The 16,036-nt window shown below is 73.7% G+C and carries 13 protein-coding genes and 1 riboswitch; of the genes, 7 read left to right on the top strand and 6 right to left on the bottom strand.

Annotated elements, in window-relative coordinates:
- Positions 1 to 21: 21 nt before the first annotated feature.
- Positions 22 to 133: riboswitch (SAM riboswitch) on the top strand.
- Positions 134 to 167: 34 nt separating this feature from the next.
- The 4 genes from ABZ808_RS14915 to ABZ808_RS14900 all read left to right on the top strand — a co-directional run bounded on the left by ABZ808_RS14915 (position 168) and on the right by ABZ808_RS14900 (position 2,840).
- A complete protein-coding gene (locus tag ABZ808_RS14915) occupies positions 168 to 308 on the top strand; it encodes a hypothetical protein (RefSeq protein WP_357005832.1) in 141 nt (46 codons plus the stop codon).
- A gap of 103 nt (positions 309 to 411) precedes the next feature.
- On the top strand, positions 412 to 1,281 hold the full coding sequence (locus ABZ808_RS14910) for an ABC transporter substrate-binding protein (protein WP_357005829.1): 870 nt from the start codon (positions 412 to 414) through the stop codon (positions 1,279 to 1,281).
- 42 nt (positions 1,282 to 1,323) lie between these two features.
- Positions 1,324 to 2,100, top strand: a complete 777-nt coding sequence (locus tag ABZ808_RS14905) for an amino acid ABC transporter permease (RefSeq protein ID WP_357005826.1) — start codon at positions 1,324 to 1,326, stop codon at positions 2,098 to 2,100.
- Between the two features lie 2 nt (positions 2,101 to 2,102).
- A complete protein-coding gene (locus ABZ808_RS14900) occupies positions 2,103 to 2,840 on the top strand; it encodes an amino acid ABC transporter ATP-binding protein (protein ID WP_357006784.1) in 738 nt (245 codons plus the stop codon).
- A 30-nt stretch (positions 2,841 to 2,870) separates the two neighbouring features.
- Here ABZ808_RS14900 and ABZ808_RS14895 read toward each other — a convergent pair whose 3' ends face one another.
- The 3 genes from ABZ808_RS14895 to ABZ808_RS14885 form a co-directional block, all read right to left on the bottom strand.
- The gene (locus tag ABZ808_RS14895) at positions 2,871 to 4,169 is read right to left on the bottom strand and encodes a hypothetical protein (RefSeq protein ID WP_357005823.1); all 1,299 of its coding nucleotides are present in this window, start codon (positions 4,167 to 4,169) and stop codon (positions 2,871 to 2,873) included.
- A gap of 155 nt (positions 4,170 to 4,324) precedes the next feature.
- Complete coding sequence (locus ABZ808_RS14890) at positions 4,325 to 5,902, bottom strand: Na+/H+ antiporter (protein WP_357005820.1); 1,578 nt, start codon at positions 5,900 to 5,902, stop codon at positions 4,325 to 4,327.
- 119 nt (positions 5,903 to 6,021) lie between these two features.
- On the bottom strand, positions 6,022 to 9,408 hold the full coding sequence (locus ABZ808_RS14885; protein ID WP_357005817.1) for a BTAD domain-containing putative transcriptional regulator: 3,387 nt from the start codon (positions 9,406 to 9,408) through the stop codon (positions 6,022 to 6,024).
- A gap of 151 nt (positions 9,409 to 9,559) precedes the next feature.
- On the opposite strand from ABZ808_RS14885, the gene ABZ808_RS14880 reads away from it, so the two are divergent.
- The 3 genes from ABZ808_RS14880 (at position 9,560) to ABZ808_RS14870 (ending at position 11,633) form a co-directional block, all read left to right on the top strand.
- A complete protein-coding gene (locus ABZ808_RS14880) occupies positions 9,560 to 10,438 on the top strand; it encodes an alpha/beta hydrolase (RefSeq protein WP_357005814.1) in 879 nt (292 codons plus the stop codon).
- A gap of 353 nt (positions 10,439 to 10,791) precedes the next feature.
- Complete coding sequence (locus ABZ808_RS14875) at positions 10,792 to 11,241, top strand: hypothetical protein (protein ID WP_357005810.1); 450 nt, start codon at positions 10,792 to 10,794, stop codon at positions 11,239 to 11,241.
- Positions 11,238 to 11,633 (top strand): hypothetical protein, encoded by a 396-nt coding sequence (locus tag ABZ808_RS14870; protein ID WP_357005807.1) that lies wholly within the window; start codon positions 11,238 to 11,240, stop codon positions 11,631 to 11,633. The genes ABZ808_RS14875 and ABZ808_RS14870 overlap by 4 nt, the downstream gene beginning before the upstream one ends.
- On the opposite strand, the gene ABZ808_RS14865 is transcribed toward ABZ808_RS14870, so the two are convergent.
- The 3 genes from ABZ808_RS14865 to ABZ808_RS14855 form a co-directional block, all read right to left on the bottom strand.
- On the bottom strand, positions 11,628 to 13,823 hold the full coding sequence (locus ABZ808_RS14865) for a hypothetical protein (protein ID WP_357005804.1): 2,196 nt from the start codon (positions 13,821 to 13,823) through the stop codon (positions 11,628 to 11,630). The genes ABZ808_RS14870 and ABZ808_RS14865 overlap by 6 nt on opposite strands.
- A complete protein-coding gene (locus ABZ808_RS14860) occupies positions 13,816 to 15,015 on the bottom strand; it encodes a low temperature requirement protein A (RefSeq protein ID WP_357005800.1) in 1,200 nt (399 codons plus the stop codon). The genes ABZ808_RS14865 and ABZ808_RS14860 overlap by 8 nt, the downstream gene beginning before the upstream one ends.
- Before the next feature lie 120 nt (positions 15,016 to 15,135).
- Complete coding sequence (locus tag ABZ808_RS14855) at positions 15,136 to 15,912, bottom strand: TetR/AcrR family transcriptional regulator (RefSeq protein WP_357005797.1); 777 nt, start codon at positions 15,910 to 15,912, stop codon at positions 15,136 to 15,138.
- Positions 15,913 to 16,036: the final 124 nt, after the last annotated feature.

Here is a 16,036-nt window from a genome sequence, read left to right as displayed (position 1 = left end):
TCTGCTGCTAGCCTCGGCGCAGGTCATGAGTGCCAGCGCGAAGCCCCGGCTCGCTGGCCGGCAACCCTCCTCCGCGGTGGGGTGCCCCGGGTGAAGACCAGGCACCGGCAGCACGCCGGTGCAAGCGTGGCCTGGCACCCAGGTCAGCACAGACCCGGGAGACCTTCATGCACATCCTCAGCACCGCTCCACCCGCCGTCGGCGCGTACGTCCGCGCCGGTCAGACCTCGCCGGCACTGATCCGGCGGCGGCACGTGGACATGATGCGAGTGTGCAGCGCCGCCTGTCGCGGCCGCGCCGCGCACTGACGCGCCCCTCTTTCACCACCCGCACCAGCGGTACGCCCTCATCGGGCGCACCGTCGGCGGCGCACGCCCATGCCCGCCCAGACGCGACCCCTCGGAGACACTGATGCGATTCCTTCCTGCCCTGACCCGTGCCGCCGCCGTCGGCGCCGCCGCCATCCTGGCCGCGACCGCGCTCACCGCCTGCGGCTCCGACGACTCGTCCGACGCCGACAGCAACCCGTACGGCCTCGCCCAGGCCGGCGTGCTGCGCGCCGGCACGCTGTCCGACGCCCCGCCGAACGTGTACCTCAAGGACGGCAAGTTCACCGGCTTCGACAACGACCTGCTCACGGCGGTCGCCGAGAAGATCGGCCTGAAGGTCGAGTTCGTCGGCACCGACTTCTCCGCGCTGCTGTCCCAGGTCAACAACCGCAAGTTCGACGTCGGCAGCTCGTCGATCACCATCACCGAGGCGCGGAAGAAGACCGTCGACTTCGGCAACGGCTACGACTTCAGCTACTTCGGTCTGGACGTTCCGGCCGGCTCGTCGATCACCGGCTTCGACCAGCTCGCCGGCAAGCGGGTCGTCGTGGTGCAGGGCACCGTCCAGGACGACTACGCCACCGGTCAGAAGCTCGACCCGGTGCGGGTGCCGGACTACAACGGCGCGATCAACCAGCTCAAGGCGGGCACCGCCGACGCGTGGATCGCCCCGGCGGAGATCGGCGAGAAGTTGGCCGACGAGAGCAAGGGCAAGATCACCGTGGCGGCCAAGCAGCTCAGCAACGCCCCGACCGCGTACGCCGTGGCCAAGGGCAACGACAAGCTGCGCGAGGCGCTGAACAAGGGCCTCGACGAGGTCATCGCGGACGGCACGTGGAGCCGGTTGCAGTTGCAGTACTACCCGGGCCGGCCGGTCCCGGAGGACTTCAAGCCGGGCAGCGGAACGGTGGCCGTGCCGTCGGCGTCCCCGTCCGCGTCCGCCGCGTCCTGACGTACCGGTGACGAGCGAGCAGGGCGGTAGGAGAGGCGACCGATGGATCCGTTGAGCACCCTGTGGGAGACCTTCTTCGACTGGGACGCGATGCGCGAGGCGCTGCCCGACATGGTGACGGTCGGGCTGCCCAACACGCTGATCCTGGCGGTCTCCGCCGCCCTGCTCGGCTCGGTGCTGGGCCTGCTGCTCGCCGTCGCCGGCATCTCGCGCAGCCGGTGGCTGCGCTGGCCGGCACGGGTCTACACCGACGTGTTCCGAGGGCTGCCGGCAGCCGCGACGATCCTGCTGATCGGCGTCGGGCTGGCCCCGCTGGGCATGCAGGTCTGGGGGCCGAACCCCTACCCGCTGGGCATTCTGGCGCTGTCGCTCATCGCGTCCGCGTACATCGGTGAGATCTTCCGCTCGGGCATCCAGTCGGTGGAGGCCGCCCAACTGGAGGGCGCGCGGGCGCTCGGCTTCTCCTGGGCCGACTCGATGCGGCTGGTGATCATCCCGCAGGGCATCCGGCGGGTGCTGCCGGCCTGGGTCAACCAGCTCATCGCGCTGATCAAGGACTCCAGCCTGGTCTACTTCCTCGGACTGGTGGCCAGCCAGCGGGAGCTGTTCCGGATCGGGCAGGACTACGCGGCCAACACCGGCAACCAGTCCGCGCTGCTGCTGGCCGGGCTCTTCTACCTGGCGTTGACCGTCCCGCTGACGCACATCGTCAACTGGATCGACCGGCGGCTGCGCCACGGACGGCCGGCGACCGCGCCACCGGACGACGACGAGGACGAGCCGGCTCCGGCCGGCACCACCGAAGGAGACCGCCGATGACCATCGCGACGACCACCTCGGTCAGCCTCGACGCGCGGGACGTCCACCTCGCCTTCGGACCCAACCGGGTGCTGCGCGGCGTCGACCTGACCGTGCCGCGCGGTGCGACGGCCTGCGTCATCGGGCCCTCCGGGTCGGGCAAGTCCACTCTGCTGCGTACCCTCAACCGGCTCATCGAGCCCGACCGCGGCGACGTGCTGCTGGACGGGCGCAGCGTGCTCGGCGACGACCCGGACGCGCTGCGGCAGCGGGTGGGCATGGTCTTCCAACAGTTCAACCTCTTTCCGCACATGAGCGTGCTGCGCAACATCACCCTCGCACTGCGCCGGCTGCGCAAGCTCGGCGAGGACGAGGCGGTCGCGGTCGCCCGCACCCAGTTGGAGCTTGTCGGGTTGGCCGGCAAGGCCGACGCCCGGCCGACGCAACTCTCCGGTGGTCAGCAGCAGCGGGTGGCGATCGCCCGGGCGCTGGCGCTGCGACCCGAGGTGATGCTCTTCGACGAGGCCACCTCGGCGCTCGACCCGGAGCTGGTCAAGGGGGTGCTCGGGGTGATGGCCGACCTGTCCTCCGCCGGGATGACCATGGTGGTGGTCACCCACGAGATGGGCTTCGCCCGGCAGGTCGCCGACACCGTCGCCTTCATGGACCGGGGCGTGGTGCTGGAGGCCGGCCCGCCGGAGGCGATCTTCGAGCGGGCCGAGCATCCTCGGCTGCGCCGCTTCCTCGACCAGGTGCTCTGAGCCGCGCCTGCGACGGCCCGGACCCTGGCGTCAGGCGGCCTGCCGGCGCAGGTGCACGGCGAAGGCCTGCGGGTCGCCGAGCAGCACGAGGATGGCGTTGCGGTAGGCGACCGACGCCCACAGGTGCAGCTCCTCGTCGTCCAGCCCGCCGAACGCCGTCGACAGCGCCTTGCGCCGCCGTCGGTCGAGCACCTTGTGCGGGCGGGCGAGCAGGTCAGCCGCGCGGCGCAGCGCCTGCACATAGGCCGCCACCGCCTCCTGGTAGTGCCGGCCGGCGACCCGCTCCAGCAGGGTGAACTCGAAGATGTGCAACGCCGCCTCGGACTCCCAGTACGCGCTGTCCCGCTCCGGCGCGGTGGCGACGTGCCGGCCCATCGCGTGCCGGGCCTCGTAGAGCAGCAGCACCCCGCGGCCGGTGGCGCTCAGGGGACGGCGGGGCGCCGGCAACCGCAGCGTCCGCACCGGCGCGGCGGCGCTCAGGTCCACCGCGCCGGCGTACGTCGGCATCCGCTGCGCCCCCGGCACCGGATCCGGCACCAGGCAGGCCCGCTCCTGATAGGCCGGCGGACGGGCGCCAGCCGGAAGGGCGCGCACCGCGGCGGCGTGCAGCTCGGCCAAGGGCCGGTCGTCCGGGGCCAGGCCCGACCCGAGGGTGAGAACGAGCCCGTCGGCGCCGGGCACCGGCACGCCCAGCACGCACGAGTTCCGCAGGAACGCCCAGGTCGCCGCCGCCTCGCGGATGCCGCTCGCCACCGCCTGCGCGTCGGCCCGCCAGTCCTGGGCGATCCGTAGCCGATGCGAGAGATCCGCCGTCGCGGCGCCGTCGTGCGGGTACAGCTCCCGCACCGCCCGAGGCAGCGACCCGAGGCGCAGCGCCAACGGGTCGCCGTTCGGCGCGGGCACGACGTGTCTCGGGCAGTCGGCGTCGGTGTGCGGGTCGCCGACGACCGCGTGGCAGTCGCCGAGCCAGCTCGCCCCGGGCGGACCGGCCGGCCGGGCGAACGCCAGGTGGGGCAACCGGCCGGTACGCAGCACCGTCTCGTACTGCGGGCGGGTGCGCCCGGCACGCATCAGGTCCAGTGGCAGCACCGGCGCCAGCGCCTGCGCTCCGGCGAGGATGACGCAGTGCGGGCAGGCATCGCGCACCCGGTAGCGGCGCAGATGGTCGATGCCGGGCTGCTCCCACTGCACGCCGACGACACCGGCGCCCTGCGCCATCAGGTAGAGAAACTCGGTCGCGGTGCGCGCACGGCTGATCGAGACCAACTCGTCGACGAACTCCCGCTCGGTGACCACCCGTGGGTCTGCCTCCGTCGCGCCGGTGGTCACACGCACCCCCTCGCGGAACCGAGACATCGACCGATGCCGAACCGGCTCCCACCGTACCCGTCGGGCACACGGCGGGGCCGCAGCCAACCTGGGCGGGGCGCTGTCACCAATCCGTCAGGAGAGCAGGCCGCGAGCGGGATGGCGGCCGGCGGGGTTCAGTCGTCGGGCCCGCGACCCAGCAGCCGGATCTCCTCGTTGTCCAGCGCGGCCTGCAACTCCAGCAACACGAGGTCGTCGATCTCCCGGCTGTCGCGCAGCCGGGTGACCTCCCGCCGCTTGTGGGCAAGGATCCCGAGGCGCAGTTGGCGTTCCAGGTGGCGTTCCTCGGCGGTGTCCCCGCCGCCCTCGTTGACGTCCTCGAGGTGCCGTTGGTACTCGGCCCGCAACCGGCGTACCGCATCCTCCCCGGCGCCGATCTCGGCGGCGACCCGGGGCAGCGCGTCCAGGCCGACCTCGGTGGCCCGCAGTCGGGCCTGCCGCAACTCCTCGGCGCGTTCGGGGTCACCGCCCAGCCCCGCCCAGCGCACCACCAGCGGCAGGGTGGTGCCCTGCACCAGCATGATCAGCACGATGACCAGGGCGGTGACGAAGATGATCAGGTCGCGTTCGACCACCGGTCGACCGGCCACCGTCACCGTCGGGACGGCCAGGGCGGCGGCGAGCGAGACAGCCCCCCGGAAACCGGACCAGCCGGCGACGGTTCCCACCCGCCAGCCGGACATCTCGGCGCTCTGGTCATCCGTCATCCGGCGGCGCAGCAGCTTCGCCGACTCGGAGGTCAGGTAGACGAAGAGCAGCCGGGTGCCGAGGACGACCGACGTCACCACCACCACGATCACCAGGGCTCGCTGCGGCGACGTGCTGGTGATGCCCCTGACGGCCCCGGGGATCTGCGTACCGAGCAGGACGAACAACCCGCCGTTGATGAGAAACGTGGACAGGTCCCAGAACGCGTACGCCAGCACCCGGGAACGGGCCCGGATCACCCGTGGGCCGGCGTAGGCGAGGACCAGGCCGGCGACGACCACCGCGAGCACACCGCTGGCGTGCACCGCGTCGGCGAGCAGGAACGCGGCGAACGGCGTCAGCACGCTCAACGCGCCCTCGCGCAACGGATCGTCGAGCCGTTTGCGCACCAGCACCACGGCGCCGCCGACCAGCAGACCGGCGAGCACGCCGCCGAGGCTGGCGCCGACGAACTCCTCGCTGACGCCCAGGACACCCGGCTCCGCTCCCCCGGTGAGCAGACCCACGGCCACCGCGAAGATCACCAGGGCGGTGCCGTCGTTGATCAGGCTCTCCGCGTGCAGGGTGGTGAGGAGCTTGCGGGGCAGCCGTTTCGCCAGACCGGTGACCGCGGCGGCGTCGGTCGGCGCGAGAACCGCGCCGAGCACCCACGCGGGGGCGGGGTGCACCCCGAACGCCTGCGCGGTCATCGACACCGTGACCATGGTGAGCAGCACGAGCACTACGGCGAGCAGGCCGATCACCGGCAGGTTGGCCCGGATCTCGCGCAGGCTGATGGTGAGGCTCTCCCGGTAGAGGATCGCCGGCAGGAAGATCAGCAGCACCAGGTCCGGTTCCAGGGTCAGCTCGGACAGCGGCGGTGTCAGCCCGAGCAGGACCCCGAGCGCGATCAGCAGGACCGGCGGCGCGACCCGGTACCGGCCACCGAGGGTGGTGCCGACCAGGACGGTGACGCCCAGCACCACGATCAGGACAAGCACCTCCACGCGTACCCCCTCGATCCGTGTCGGTCGGCGGCACGCGCCGGTGGTTCCATCTGACCGCACGTCGGCGGCCGGTTCCGCGAGATCCGGTAAGTCGCCTCGGACGCGGGTGATGGCGACGCTCAGGCCGGGTCGACGGTGGCGCGGGCACGCGCGGTGACCGCGCGGGCGGTACGGCGGTGGTGGGCCGCCTCCTCGTCGCGGCCCAGGGCGGCGGCCAGATCGGCGAGGTGACCGGCCACCGGGCCGACGGTGAGCACCCCGCTGCCGGCGGCCAGCTCGGCGGCGGCCGGCCGGAGCGCCCTGGCGACGTGCTCCATGGTCGCCCGGTCGCCCACCGCGAGCGCCGCGCGGGCGGTGAGGCAGAGCCGCGCCTCCCGCAGCAGGTCGTGCGGTCCGTCCGGGAGTGCCCGCAGGGCCGCTCGGGCGGCTTCCCGGTCGCCGTCGGCCGCGAGCAGCAGCGGTCGCACCCAGGGCTCGTGCGGACCCCAGTCCAGGCTCGCCCAGTCCTCGTCGTCCGGCCCGGGGATCGGCGCACCGGTCAGTCCGAGGACCGGCCGCTCGGCACCGGGCGAGCCGGCGGCCGGTGGGTCGGTGCTGGCCGGCGAATCGACCGACGGTTCGGCCAGACGCAATCCGAGCAGCGCGAGCGGGAGCAGCCCACGGGTCAGACCCGGCATGCCGTCGGTCGGCAGCCGACCGGCCGCCGCCCGGTACGCGTCGGCCGCCGCCGCCCGGTCGCCGTCGAGGGCCAGGCGCAGCGCGGCGTACCAGCCGGTGAAGACGCCGACCAGCGGCAGCTCGTACCGCTTCGCGAGGCGGTCGGCGGCGCGGGCGTGCACGTCGGCGCCGGCGCGGTCCGCCTGCGCGCAGCACGCCTGGACCAGGATGAGGTGACCCAGCACCTCGAAGGTGACCAACTGGTGCCGGGCGGCCAGGTCGACCAACTCGGCGCCGATCCGGGCCCGCTGGGCGGCCTGCCCAACGCGGTCGAAGGCGTGCATGAAGCGCGCGTTGAGCGCGAAGGCCAGCAGCCCGGGGTCTCCGGCGGCCCGGGCGATCGTCTCGGCCTCGGTGGCGGCCCGGCGACCACGGTCACCGGTACTGCCGCGCAACTCCAGCGCGAGCGTGCTCAACAACCGACTGCGCTGCGCGGAGCCGGTCGGGCCGAGCCCGGCCAGAGCCTGTTCGGCGGCGCGGACGATCCGCTCGGAGAGCAGATCGTCGTCGTTGCGGGTCCAGATGGCGGGCACGTCGAAACCGGCCAGCACCTCCGCGATCAAGCGCGCGTCACCGACGGCCTCGGCGTCGCCGATCGCCTCGGCCCGATATCGCCGCGCCTCGGCGAGCCGGCCGGTCACCGCCAGGGCGCGCCCCAGGCCGAGCACCGCGCCCAGCCGCTCGCGCCGCTCGGTCCCACCGGCCCGGTCGTACGCCTCGATGACCTGCGCCCACAGCCGGGCCGCCTCGTGCGGATTGCCGTCCCGCTCGGCCAGTTCGGCGGCGGTACGGGCGTAGCCGGCGGCCCGGTGGGCGGCTGCCCGTCCGCCGGCGTGCAGCAGGTGGTGGGCGAGCGCGGCCGGGTCGACGGGCTGGCGCTGTTGCAACGCCTCGGCCACGGCGGCGTGCCAGGCCGCGCGGCGCGGCGCGGACAGGTCGGCGTAGAGCGTGTCGCGGACCAGGATGTGGGTGAACCGTAGCCGTCCGTCGGGCTCCTGCTCGGTCAGGAACCCGGCTCGCAGCGCGCGTTCCAGGGCGTCCAGCAGGGCCGCCGGGTCGCCGGTCAGCGCGTCGAGCACCTCCGGGTCGAGGTCCCGGCCGAGCACGGCCGCCTGCCGCAGCACGGTGCGGGTCGGCTCGGGCAGCTGTGCGAGGCGGTGCCGGATGACGTCGCGCACCCCGGGCGGCACCGCCGCGAGCGCGGCGGCGCCCTCGGCCGCGTACAGCTGGGCCAGCTCCCGGACGAAGAACGGGTTGCCGCCGCTGCGGTGGTAAATCAGCCGGACGGTGGGTGGGTCCAGTTCGACCCCGGCGACGACACGGGCCAATGCGCCGGTCGCCTCGCCGGCCAGGCCGCCCAGGTACTCCCGCGCCGGTTCGAGGCCGGCAGCGCGGGCCAGCGCGGCGGTCAGTTCCGGGCTGATCTCGGTGGCCCGGTAGGTGCCGAGGATCAGCACCGGCCCGGTCGCCGGTTGTGGGCCGGTGAGCAGGGCGGTCAGCAGGTCCAGCGTGTCGCCGTCGGCGCGGTGCAGGTCGTCCAGGACCAGCAGCACCGGTCCCCGGTCGGCGGCGGCCGAGACCAGCGCCGCCACCGCGCGGTGCCGGCGGAACCGGGCCACGGCGGGATCGCTCGCGCCATCGGCACCGGCGGTCCGGGCGGTACCGCCTGGAAGCGGCCCGGTCGGCCCGGCAAGCGCGTCGGTGATCTGCGTCCACGGCCAGGCAGCCGGTGCGCCCTCGTACTCCGGGCTGCGGCCCCACGCGGTGGTCCAGCCCTCGGCGGCGAGCCGCCGGGTCAACGCCTCGGCCAGCGCGGTCTTGCCGGCGCCCGGGTCACCGCTGAGCAGGGCGAGCGCGGGTCGACCGTCGCGGGCGGCGGTCTCGGCGGCGTGCCGCAGCCGATCCAGCTCCGCGTCCCGCCCCACGAAGGGCCGTTGCGGCACCGGTCCGGACACGCCGGCCCGGAGCGGCCCGGCCGGGTTCGCCGTGGCGGGGGCGACAGTGAGGTGTGGCGCCTGGGCCAGGATGTCGGCCTCCAGCCGCCGCAGCTCAGGCCCCGGATCCAGGCCCAGCTCGGCCACCAGGACGTCGCGGGCCTGGCGCAGCGCGGCCAGCGCCTCACCCTGCCGACCGGCGCGGTACCGGGCCATCGCGAGCAGTCGCCAGGCGTCCTCCCGCAGTGGATGGCTGGCGAGGTGGGCGGGCAGGTCGGCGGCGGCCTCGTCCGGCCGGCCCAGCGCCAGCAGCGCCTCGGCCCTCCGCTCGACGGCCAGCGTCCGCAGCTCGTCCAGCCGGTTGATCTCCGCGACCGCCCAGACCTCGCCCGCGCAGTCGGCGTACGCGGGGCCACGCCAGAGGCCGAGCGCCGCGTCCAACGCGTCCAGGGCCGGCGCGGGCAGCCCCGCCGTCAGCAGCCGTCCCGCCTCGCCGACCGCAGCCTCGAACCGTCCGGCGTCGACCGCCTCCGCAGCGGCCCGCAGCACGTACCCGGGGGGCTCGGTCACCAGGAGTCGGGGCGGCTGCCGGGGCGGCCGGTCGGGCTCCAGCGCCCGTCGCAGGTCGGCGACGAAGGTCCGGATCGCACCGACCGCGCCGTCCGGCGGGACCTCCCACAGATCGTCGACGAGGCGCTCCACCGGCACGACCCGGTCCCGGGCGATCAGCAGCCGGGCCAGCACCGTGCGCTGCCGAGGCCCCTTGAGCGGGATGGGACCGTGCTCCGCCACGGCGGTCACCGGCCCGAGCACGCCGAAGGTCACCGCCAGGGGTGCGGTCGGCTGCCTGGTCATGGCACCAATCTAGGCGGGTCGTCCCGGACGGCCCGGCCGCCGGCACTGATCCGACGCTGACCGGCCGCTGATCGCCGCCGCGCAGGCTCGACAGCGTACGACGGCGACGGGCACCGCCCCCGCCGGCCCCGCTCACCAGGAAGGTTCCCCCGTGGACCTGAGGATCAACGGTTTCGACTACCGGCGCGTCACCGTCGCCGACGGCGTGACGCTCACCGCCGCCGTGGGCGGCTCCGGGCCTCCGATCGTGCTGCTGCACGGCTTTCCGCAGACCCACCTCATGTGGCGCCACGTCGCGGCCGACCTGGCCGCCGACCACACGGTCATCTGCCCCGACCTGCGGGGGTACGGCGACAGCGACAAGCCCGCCGACACCGACGGCAGTGTGTACGCCAAACGCACCATGGCCGCCGACATCGTGGCGCTGGCCGGCGCGCTCGGCCACGAGCGCTTCGCGCTGGTGGGGCACGACCGGGGCGCGCTTGTCGCGTTCCGTGCCGGTCTCGACCATCCGGCGGCGATCAGCCAGCTCGCCCTGCTCGACATCCTGCCCACGCTGGACATGTGGGACGTGATGCACGGGGTCTCCGCGGCCGTCGGGTTCCACCTGTATCTGATGGCGCAGCCGCCCGGCCTGCCCGAGGAGATGATCGGCGCCAGCCCGGACGCGTTCTTCGGCCACTTCCTGGACGTCTGGACCCGCGATCCCGACGCGCTGCCGGCCGACGTGCGGGCCGCGTACCTGCGCGCGTCCCGGGAGGCGGTCACCTCGATCGTGGCCGACTACCGGGCATCCGCCGGGGTCGACGTCGCCCACGACACCGCCGATCGGGAGGCGGGTAACCGGCTGCGGATGCCGGTGACAGTGCTCCAGCAGGACTGGGGTGCGGCCCTCGGCTACGACGCGGCCGCGGTGTGGCGGGCGTGGGCGGCGGACCTGGAGCACCAGACGGTCACCTGTGGGCACTTCATGGCCGAGGAGGCACCGGCCGTGGTGGTCCGGGCGCTACGCGCCCTGCTGCTGCGGTGATCGAGCAGCCCCATAACGATTAGTTAGATATCCGACACGAGAAGTAGTCAGTGGCGTGGAGGGGTCGGCGAACCGGCCCCTCCACCCGCGTGCGCCGCCCAAACCCGCTCCGCACCCGCTCCAACCTGGCCCTGACCTGCGGAAACATGACGTTACGCAAGTGGACGCAAACCGCCCGCCGGTGATACACAGGCAGATACCGGCCAGCCAACGGCGGCGAGTCGCTCACCTCCTCGACCATCGACCGTCCACACGTACCGCCTCCACAGGGGCGCGCCGCGGTCGCGTGACCAGCAGCACGCACGGCCCCGGGCGGGCGGCGGGTGACCACGGTCCTCGACCAGGGAGTTGCCGTGGGAAATCTGCGATACCGGGCCAAGCACCAGCCGTTCGAGGTGGCCGCCCTGGTCACGACGTCCATCTGCGGTGTCCTTCTGATGGCGCTCGGCGCCCGACCGCAGTCGGTCGAACTGTCCATGCCGGGCCCCCTCCAGCTCGGCTGGGAGGTCTCCCTGGTCGTCGTCGGCGTGACCGGGCTGCTGGGCATCCTGTGGCCCGGTCGGCTCTCCACCGGCCTCGGCATCGAGTTCGCGGCCGTCCTGGTGCTCGGCACCATCACCGGCATGTACGCGGTGGCGCTCGTGGCGGTGACGGGCCAGCAGGGCGTCGTCGCGGCGTCGTTGATCAGCGCGGTGCCGGCGGGGTCTTTCTGGCGGGCCGCCCAGATCGCCGTCGACCTGCGCTGCCTGGCCTACGGCCACCAGTGCGCGAGCCATCAACGGGTCGTCGGAGGTGTCACGTGATCTCGGCACCCACCCCCGAGGCGCCGCAGTGGGTGCAGGTGCTGCTCAGCCTGCTCGGCATCCTCGGCGGAACCACCGGCCTGGCCGCCATCGCCACCGTCCTGGTGCAGCGCGGCAAGTTCAAGGCCGACGCGGCCGACACCCTCACCGAGGCCGCCCTGACCCTCGTGCAACCGTTGCAGACCCGGATCACCGAGTTGGAGAGTCAGGCGATAAGCGCCCGATCAGAGCTGGGGCTGCTGCGCGAGCAGGTCAACCAGTTGCAGTTCGTGGTCCGGGTGCTCACCCGCACACTGGACCGGTGGCGGGTGGCGATCCGCGCACCCGACGCGACCCTGCGCAAGGTCCGGGCCGTCGTCGCGGAGTCCGACCGGCAACCCGAAGGCTCATGAGCTGTCTCCTGGCTCCCGATCCGCGCGGCGACGGTCCAGGTCGCGGAGCCGTCCGGCGAGGTCGCACACCGCCGCCCGGAACTCGGGGTCGGACTCGCCCGGGTGGTGCCCCCGCACCGGCGGCGGATGACGCTCTCCCGGCGCCGGCGACACGTCCCGTGGGTCCCGCAACCGACGGTCGACCCGCCCGGCCGGGTCGGCGGCGTCCGCCGGTGGATCGCCGGGCCGGTGCGCGACGAAGATCCAGCCGCCGACCGGGTCGGTGTCGCGCCACAGGTTGACCCACCGCCACCCGACCCGCTCCCCCACCTCGCGCAGCACTCCCAAGCCGAGATACGCCGGGAACAGCCGCGCGTACAGGCGGTCCAACGGGGAGCCGTAGGTGAGCAGCGCGACCCGTCGACGCACCCGCGCCGGAAGCCGCAGCACCGCCAGAGCCAGCAACACCGAGCCGTGGCTGTGCCCGCAGAGCAGCACCCCGGTGTGCCGCTCGGCCAGTCGGGTGATCCGGTCGACCAGCTCCGGCACCGCCCGGTCGGCGTAGCTCGGCGGCGCGAACGGGTGGGCCGTCCGGGGCCAGAACGTGCCCAGGTCCCACAGGATCCCGACGTGCCGGCGGAACCACGTCGTCCGGTAGGCGAACAGGCCGCCCAGCACCAGGGCGATCACCACGCCGGCGACGAGATAGCTGCCCAGGGCGAGGCCGACGCCGACGGACCCGTCGGACAGCCCGAGCACCTGCTCCGCCAGCCGGTCCGGTTCGAGCCCGAACAGCCCCGGCACGCTCGTACAGAGGCCGACCACCGCCAGCAGCGCGTACGTGACGGCGAGCAGCCCCAACCACTCGGTGATCCGGGCCCGCGCGATGGCCGCCGTCACCCGCCGCAGGTGCCCGCCGGCCGCCGCGGGCGTGCCCGGGAAGTCCCGCGCGGTGATCGCCTCCGCCGCGCGCCAGCGGCGTCGCCACGACAGCAGCAGCAACGCGCCGCACAGCACCGCCGCCGAGACGACGTGCAGAAAGAACGCCAGAATCGTCCACCGGTACGCCGGTGGCGGCCCACCGTCGCCCCGGTAACCGCCGAGCAGGTCCCCGGCCTGGTAGACGAGGTTGGCCGAGAACGCCCCGGCAAGGCCGACCGCGAAGGCCGCCACGACCGCCGCGCCGAGCCCACGCGAGAGAGCCGACCGCCCGCTCCTGCCGGAGGGCCGCCACAGCACCACCCCACTCAACGCCACCAGCAACGTCATCTGGCCCAGCAACGCCCCGGAGACGATCCGGTCATAGCCGGGCAGTCCGGCCGACGACGGCCAGCCGCGCGGGTCCAGGGCGACGGTGACGAGGGTGGCGACGCTCAGGGCGTACGCCACCACCCGCGTCGCGTGGGCGACCCGGGTGGCACCGCGCTCGACAGTCACCCCGCCGAGCCGGCCGCCGGGTACGGCGATCAGACCGACGTCGACCAGCAGCACCGCGACGGCGAGCACCAGCAGTGTGGACGTCCAGGTCATCGCCCCGCCCGCCGACCGGGCCACGAGCAGCAGCACGTCCAGCACCACGAGCGCGACGGCGATGTGGATCACGCGCAGCCGTCCCACCATCGGTTCGACGGTCGCCTGCGGGGCGTCGACCGGGCGGGGTCGGCGGGTGCCGAGCAGGCGCAGGAAGGCCACGGCGGCGATCGGCAGCAGAGCCAGCACCGCCAGCCGCTGCCCGACCTGCCGGTCGTCGAGCCCGGCCAGAGTGTCGAACGGGCCACGGCAGCGGGCCGCACCGAGACACCGCCAGGCCAGCAGGTCGAGTGCGACACCGGCGGTCGACAGCACGTACAGCATGGTGAGGTTGAGCGCGAGGAGCCGGCACAGCACGGTGACCGCCGGCCCACGACGCCGGCCGACCGGCCGCATCCAGACCGCCACGTTGCTGAGCATGAACGGCAGCAGGAAGACCAGGGACAGCGTGCGGGCCACGGTGCCCGAGGGCAGATCACCCCACCGGTACGCCTCCAGCGTCACGCCGTCCGGGTCGGTGCCGTCCGGTGTGTCGGGGCGGTGGAAGCCGCCGTGGTCATCGCCGGCGACCTGCCGGACGCGCGCCCGGTCCAGAATCCGCTCCGGTCGTGCCCCCGACACGCCGTGCACCCGCAACTCCACGACGTCGCGCCGCCGCGCCGACCCCGGGCGGCTACGCACGGCGCCGCTGGTCGACCGCGTCGCTTCCGTCGGCGGTCTGCTGCCTCCACATGCCGGGCATCGCGTCGAGCAGGACGATCAGGAGCAGCAGCACGGTGATGACTCCGCTGGCGGCGAGCTGCGAGAGCCGCATGCTCACGATCCCGCCCACGATGATGGCCGGCACACCGATCAGCCGGGCCCAGGGCAGGTTGGAGTCGACAAGCGTCGAGAGCAGGATCCGGCCGGTCAGGAACAGCGCCGGGCCGACGACGCCCACGACCAGGTGCCCCTGATCGCGCAACCCCGGGTTGTCGATCGTCATCTCCAGGGCGACGGAGGTGGCCAGCACGCCCGCGATCATGACGAGGTGCAGGTAACCGGCGAGGAGCGCCAGCTTGCTGCCGGGCGGGCCGGCTGCCTGGATGGCGGTGCCCACCCGCCCACCGGCGGGCACCAGGTAGAGCCGGGCGAGGGCCGCCGCCGTCACGAACGCCAGGACGAACGCCATGGTGCGCTGTTGATCGAAGCCGGCGTCGCTGTAGGTGACGCCGGCCATCAGGATGAGTTCACCCAGCGCGATGATGAAGATCTGCTGGTAGCGCTCGGAGAGATGGTCGCCGTTCACCTGGAGGTCAGTCCACGAGCTGCGGCCGAGCTTCGGCGTCGGCCAGCCCAGCCGCGCCAGGCCGTACTCCAGCAGCAGGGCGAGCGCCCAGAGCACCTCCCGTGCCCGGGCGACCACGGCGCCGACGATCCACAGCACGCCGGAGACCGCGAACCAGATCGCCACCCGCGCGGTCCGCAGCTGCGCGGGGTGTCCCCACAGGGCCGGCAGCAGCAGCGCCGCCCGGCCCAGGTGGATGGCGACGTAGGCGACAGCGAACACGAGGGCGTGCTGGTCGAACGCGGTGGGCACGGCGGCGGCCATGAACAGGCCGCCGAACATCACCCAGAGCAGCAGGACGACGATCAGCGGGGCACGCGGGTCGAACCAGTCGGCCGACCAGGCGGTCACGAACCACACCCACCAGATCGCCGCCAGCAGCACCAACACCCGAAAGCCGCCGTGGATGCTGAGGTCGTCGAGGATCGCCCGGGACAGCCGGGTCAACGCGAAGATGACGGTCAGATCGAAGAAGAGCTCCAGGAACGACGTGCGGCGGGGATCCTCCCGCCGTTGCAGCAGCCGCCCCGGAAGCCCGCTCGCCATTCGCCGTCCTCCCCGGGCCGCAGCCGACGTCGCCGCCACAGTCGTACCACCTGGGCGGAGGGGGCCGAGGTGGATTCCGGCGGACGAGCCGGTGCTGACCCGGGGCTGTGCCGGTGGCCGCTAGCCGACCTGCCCGGCGGACGCCCGCTCGGCGACCACCACCGCGATGCCGTCGAGGACGCGTTGCAGGCCGAACTCGAAGGCGTACTCCGGGGCGTACGCGGCGCCGTGCTGCTGACCAGCCGCCGTGCCGACCCGGGAGGCGGTCGGGAACCGGTCGGCCGTCAGGAACGTCTCCAGCCACGGCGCGTGCGACTGCCACCACTGGCCGTCGGTCAGGCCGGTCTCCCGCTCCAGGTCGAGCACCTCCGACGCGGCACGCGCGGCGGTCTTGACGTGCCCGAGGACGAGGGTGAGCACCGCGTCCATCTCCACGTCGGTGAGCCCGATGTCGGCGACCGCGCCGAGTTCGTGGTCGTACTTGGCCACCATGTGCGGCCCGAGCACCGGCCGGGTCGTCTCGGCCCGCAGCATCCACGGGTGACGCTGGTAGAGCGCGAGATTGTCGCGGGCGATCCGTTCCAGCCGAGCCCGCCAGTCGCCCGGGACGGCGGCGCGGGGCATCTCGCCGTACGCCGTGTCGATCATGACGTCGACGAGTTCGGCCTTGCCCGGCACGTACGTGTAGACCGACATCGTGCCGACGCCCAGCGCCTCACCGACCCGGCGCATGGTCAACGCGTCGAGGCCCTCGGCGTCGGCGATCTCGATCCCGGCGCGGACGATCCGGTCGACGGTGAGCCCCGGCCCGGCGCTGCGGCTGGTCGGCTCCCGGGTGCGCCACAGGATGGCCAGGCTGCGGGCCGGGTCCGCGCTCGCCTTACGCTGACTCGCCATGGTGCGGCCATCCTAGCAACGCGGCCGTACGCCGTACGCCGCAGCGGCGGGGGTAGGGCTGGCCCTACCCCCGGAAGTGGATCTGGACGGCTGGGACGCCCGGCCACCGGCGAATAGCGTCTGC

It is taken from the genome of Micromonospora sp. NPDC047527 (genome assembly GCF_040643015.1).
Lineage (GTDB): Bacteria > Actinomycetota > Actinomycetes > Mycobacteriales > Micromonosporaceae > Micromonospora.
This window is presented reverse-complemented; position numbering and strand designations above follow the sequence as displayed.

Coding starts and splice junctions, on each gene's coding strand:
- ABZ808_RS14915 (WP_357005832.1), top strand. CDS start 168: ATGCACATCCTCAGCACCGCTCCACCCGCCGTCGGCGCGTACGTCCGC.
- ABZ808_RS14910 (WP_357005829.1), top strand. CDS start 412: ATGCGATTCCTTCCTGCCCTGACCCGTGCCGCCGCCGTCGGCGCCGCC.
- ABZ808_RS14905 (WP_357005826.1), top strand. CDS start 1,324: ATGGATCCGTTGAGCACCCTGTGGGAGACCTTCTTCGACTGGGACGCG.
- ABZ808_RS14885 (WP_357005817.1), bottom strand. CDS start 9,408: ATGACCAGGCAGCCGACCGCACCCCTGGCGGTGACCTTCGGCGTGCTC.
- ABZ808_RS14860 (WP_357005800.1), bottom strand. CDS start 15,015: ATGGCGAGCGGGCTTCCGGGGCGGCTGCTGCAACGGCGGGAGGATCCC.
- ABZ808_RS14855 (WP_357005797.1), bottom strand. CDS start 15,912: ATGGCGAGTCAGCGTAAGGCGAGCGCGGACCCGGCCCGCAGCCTGGCC.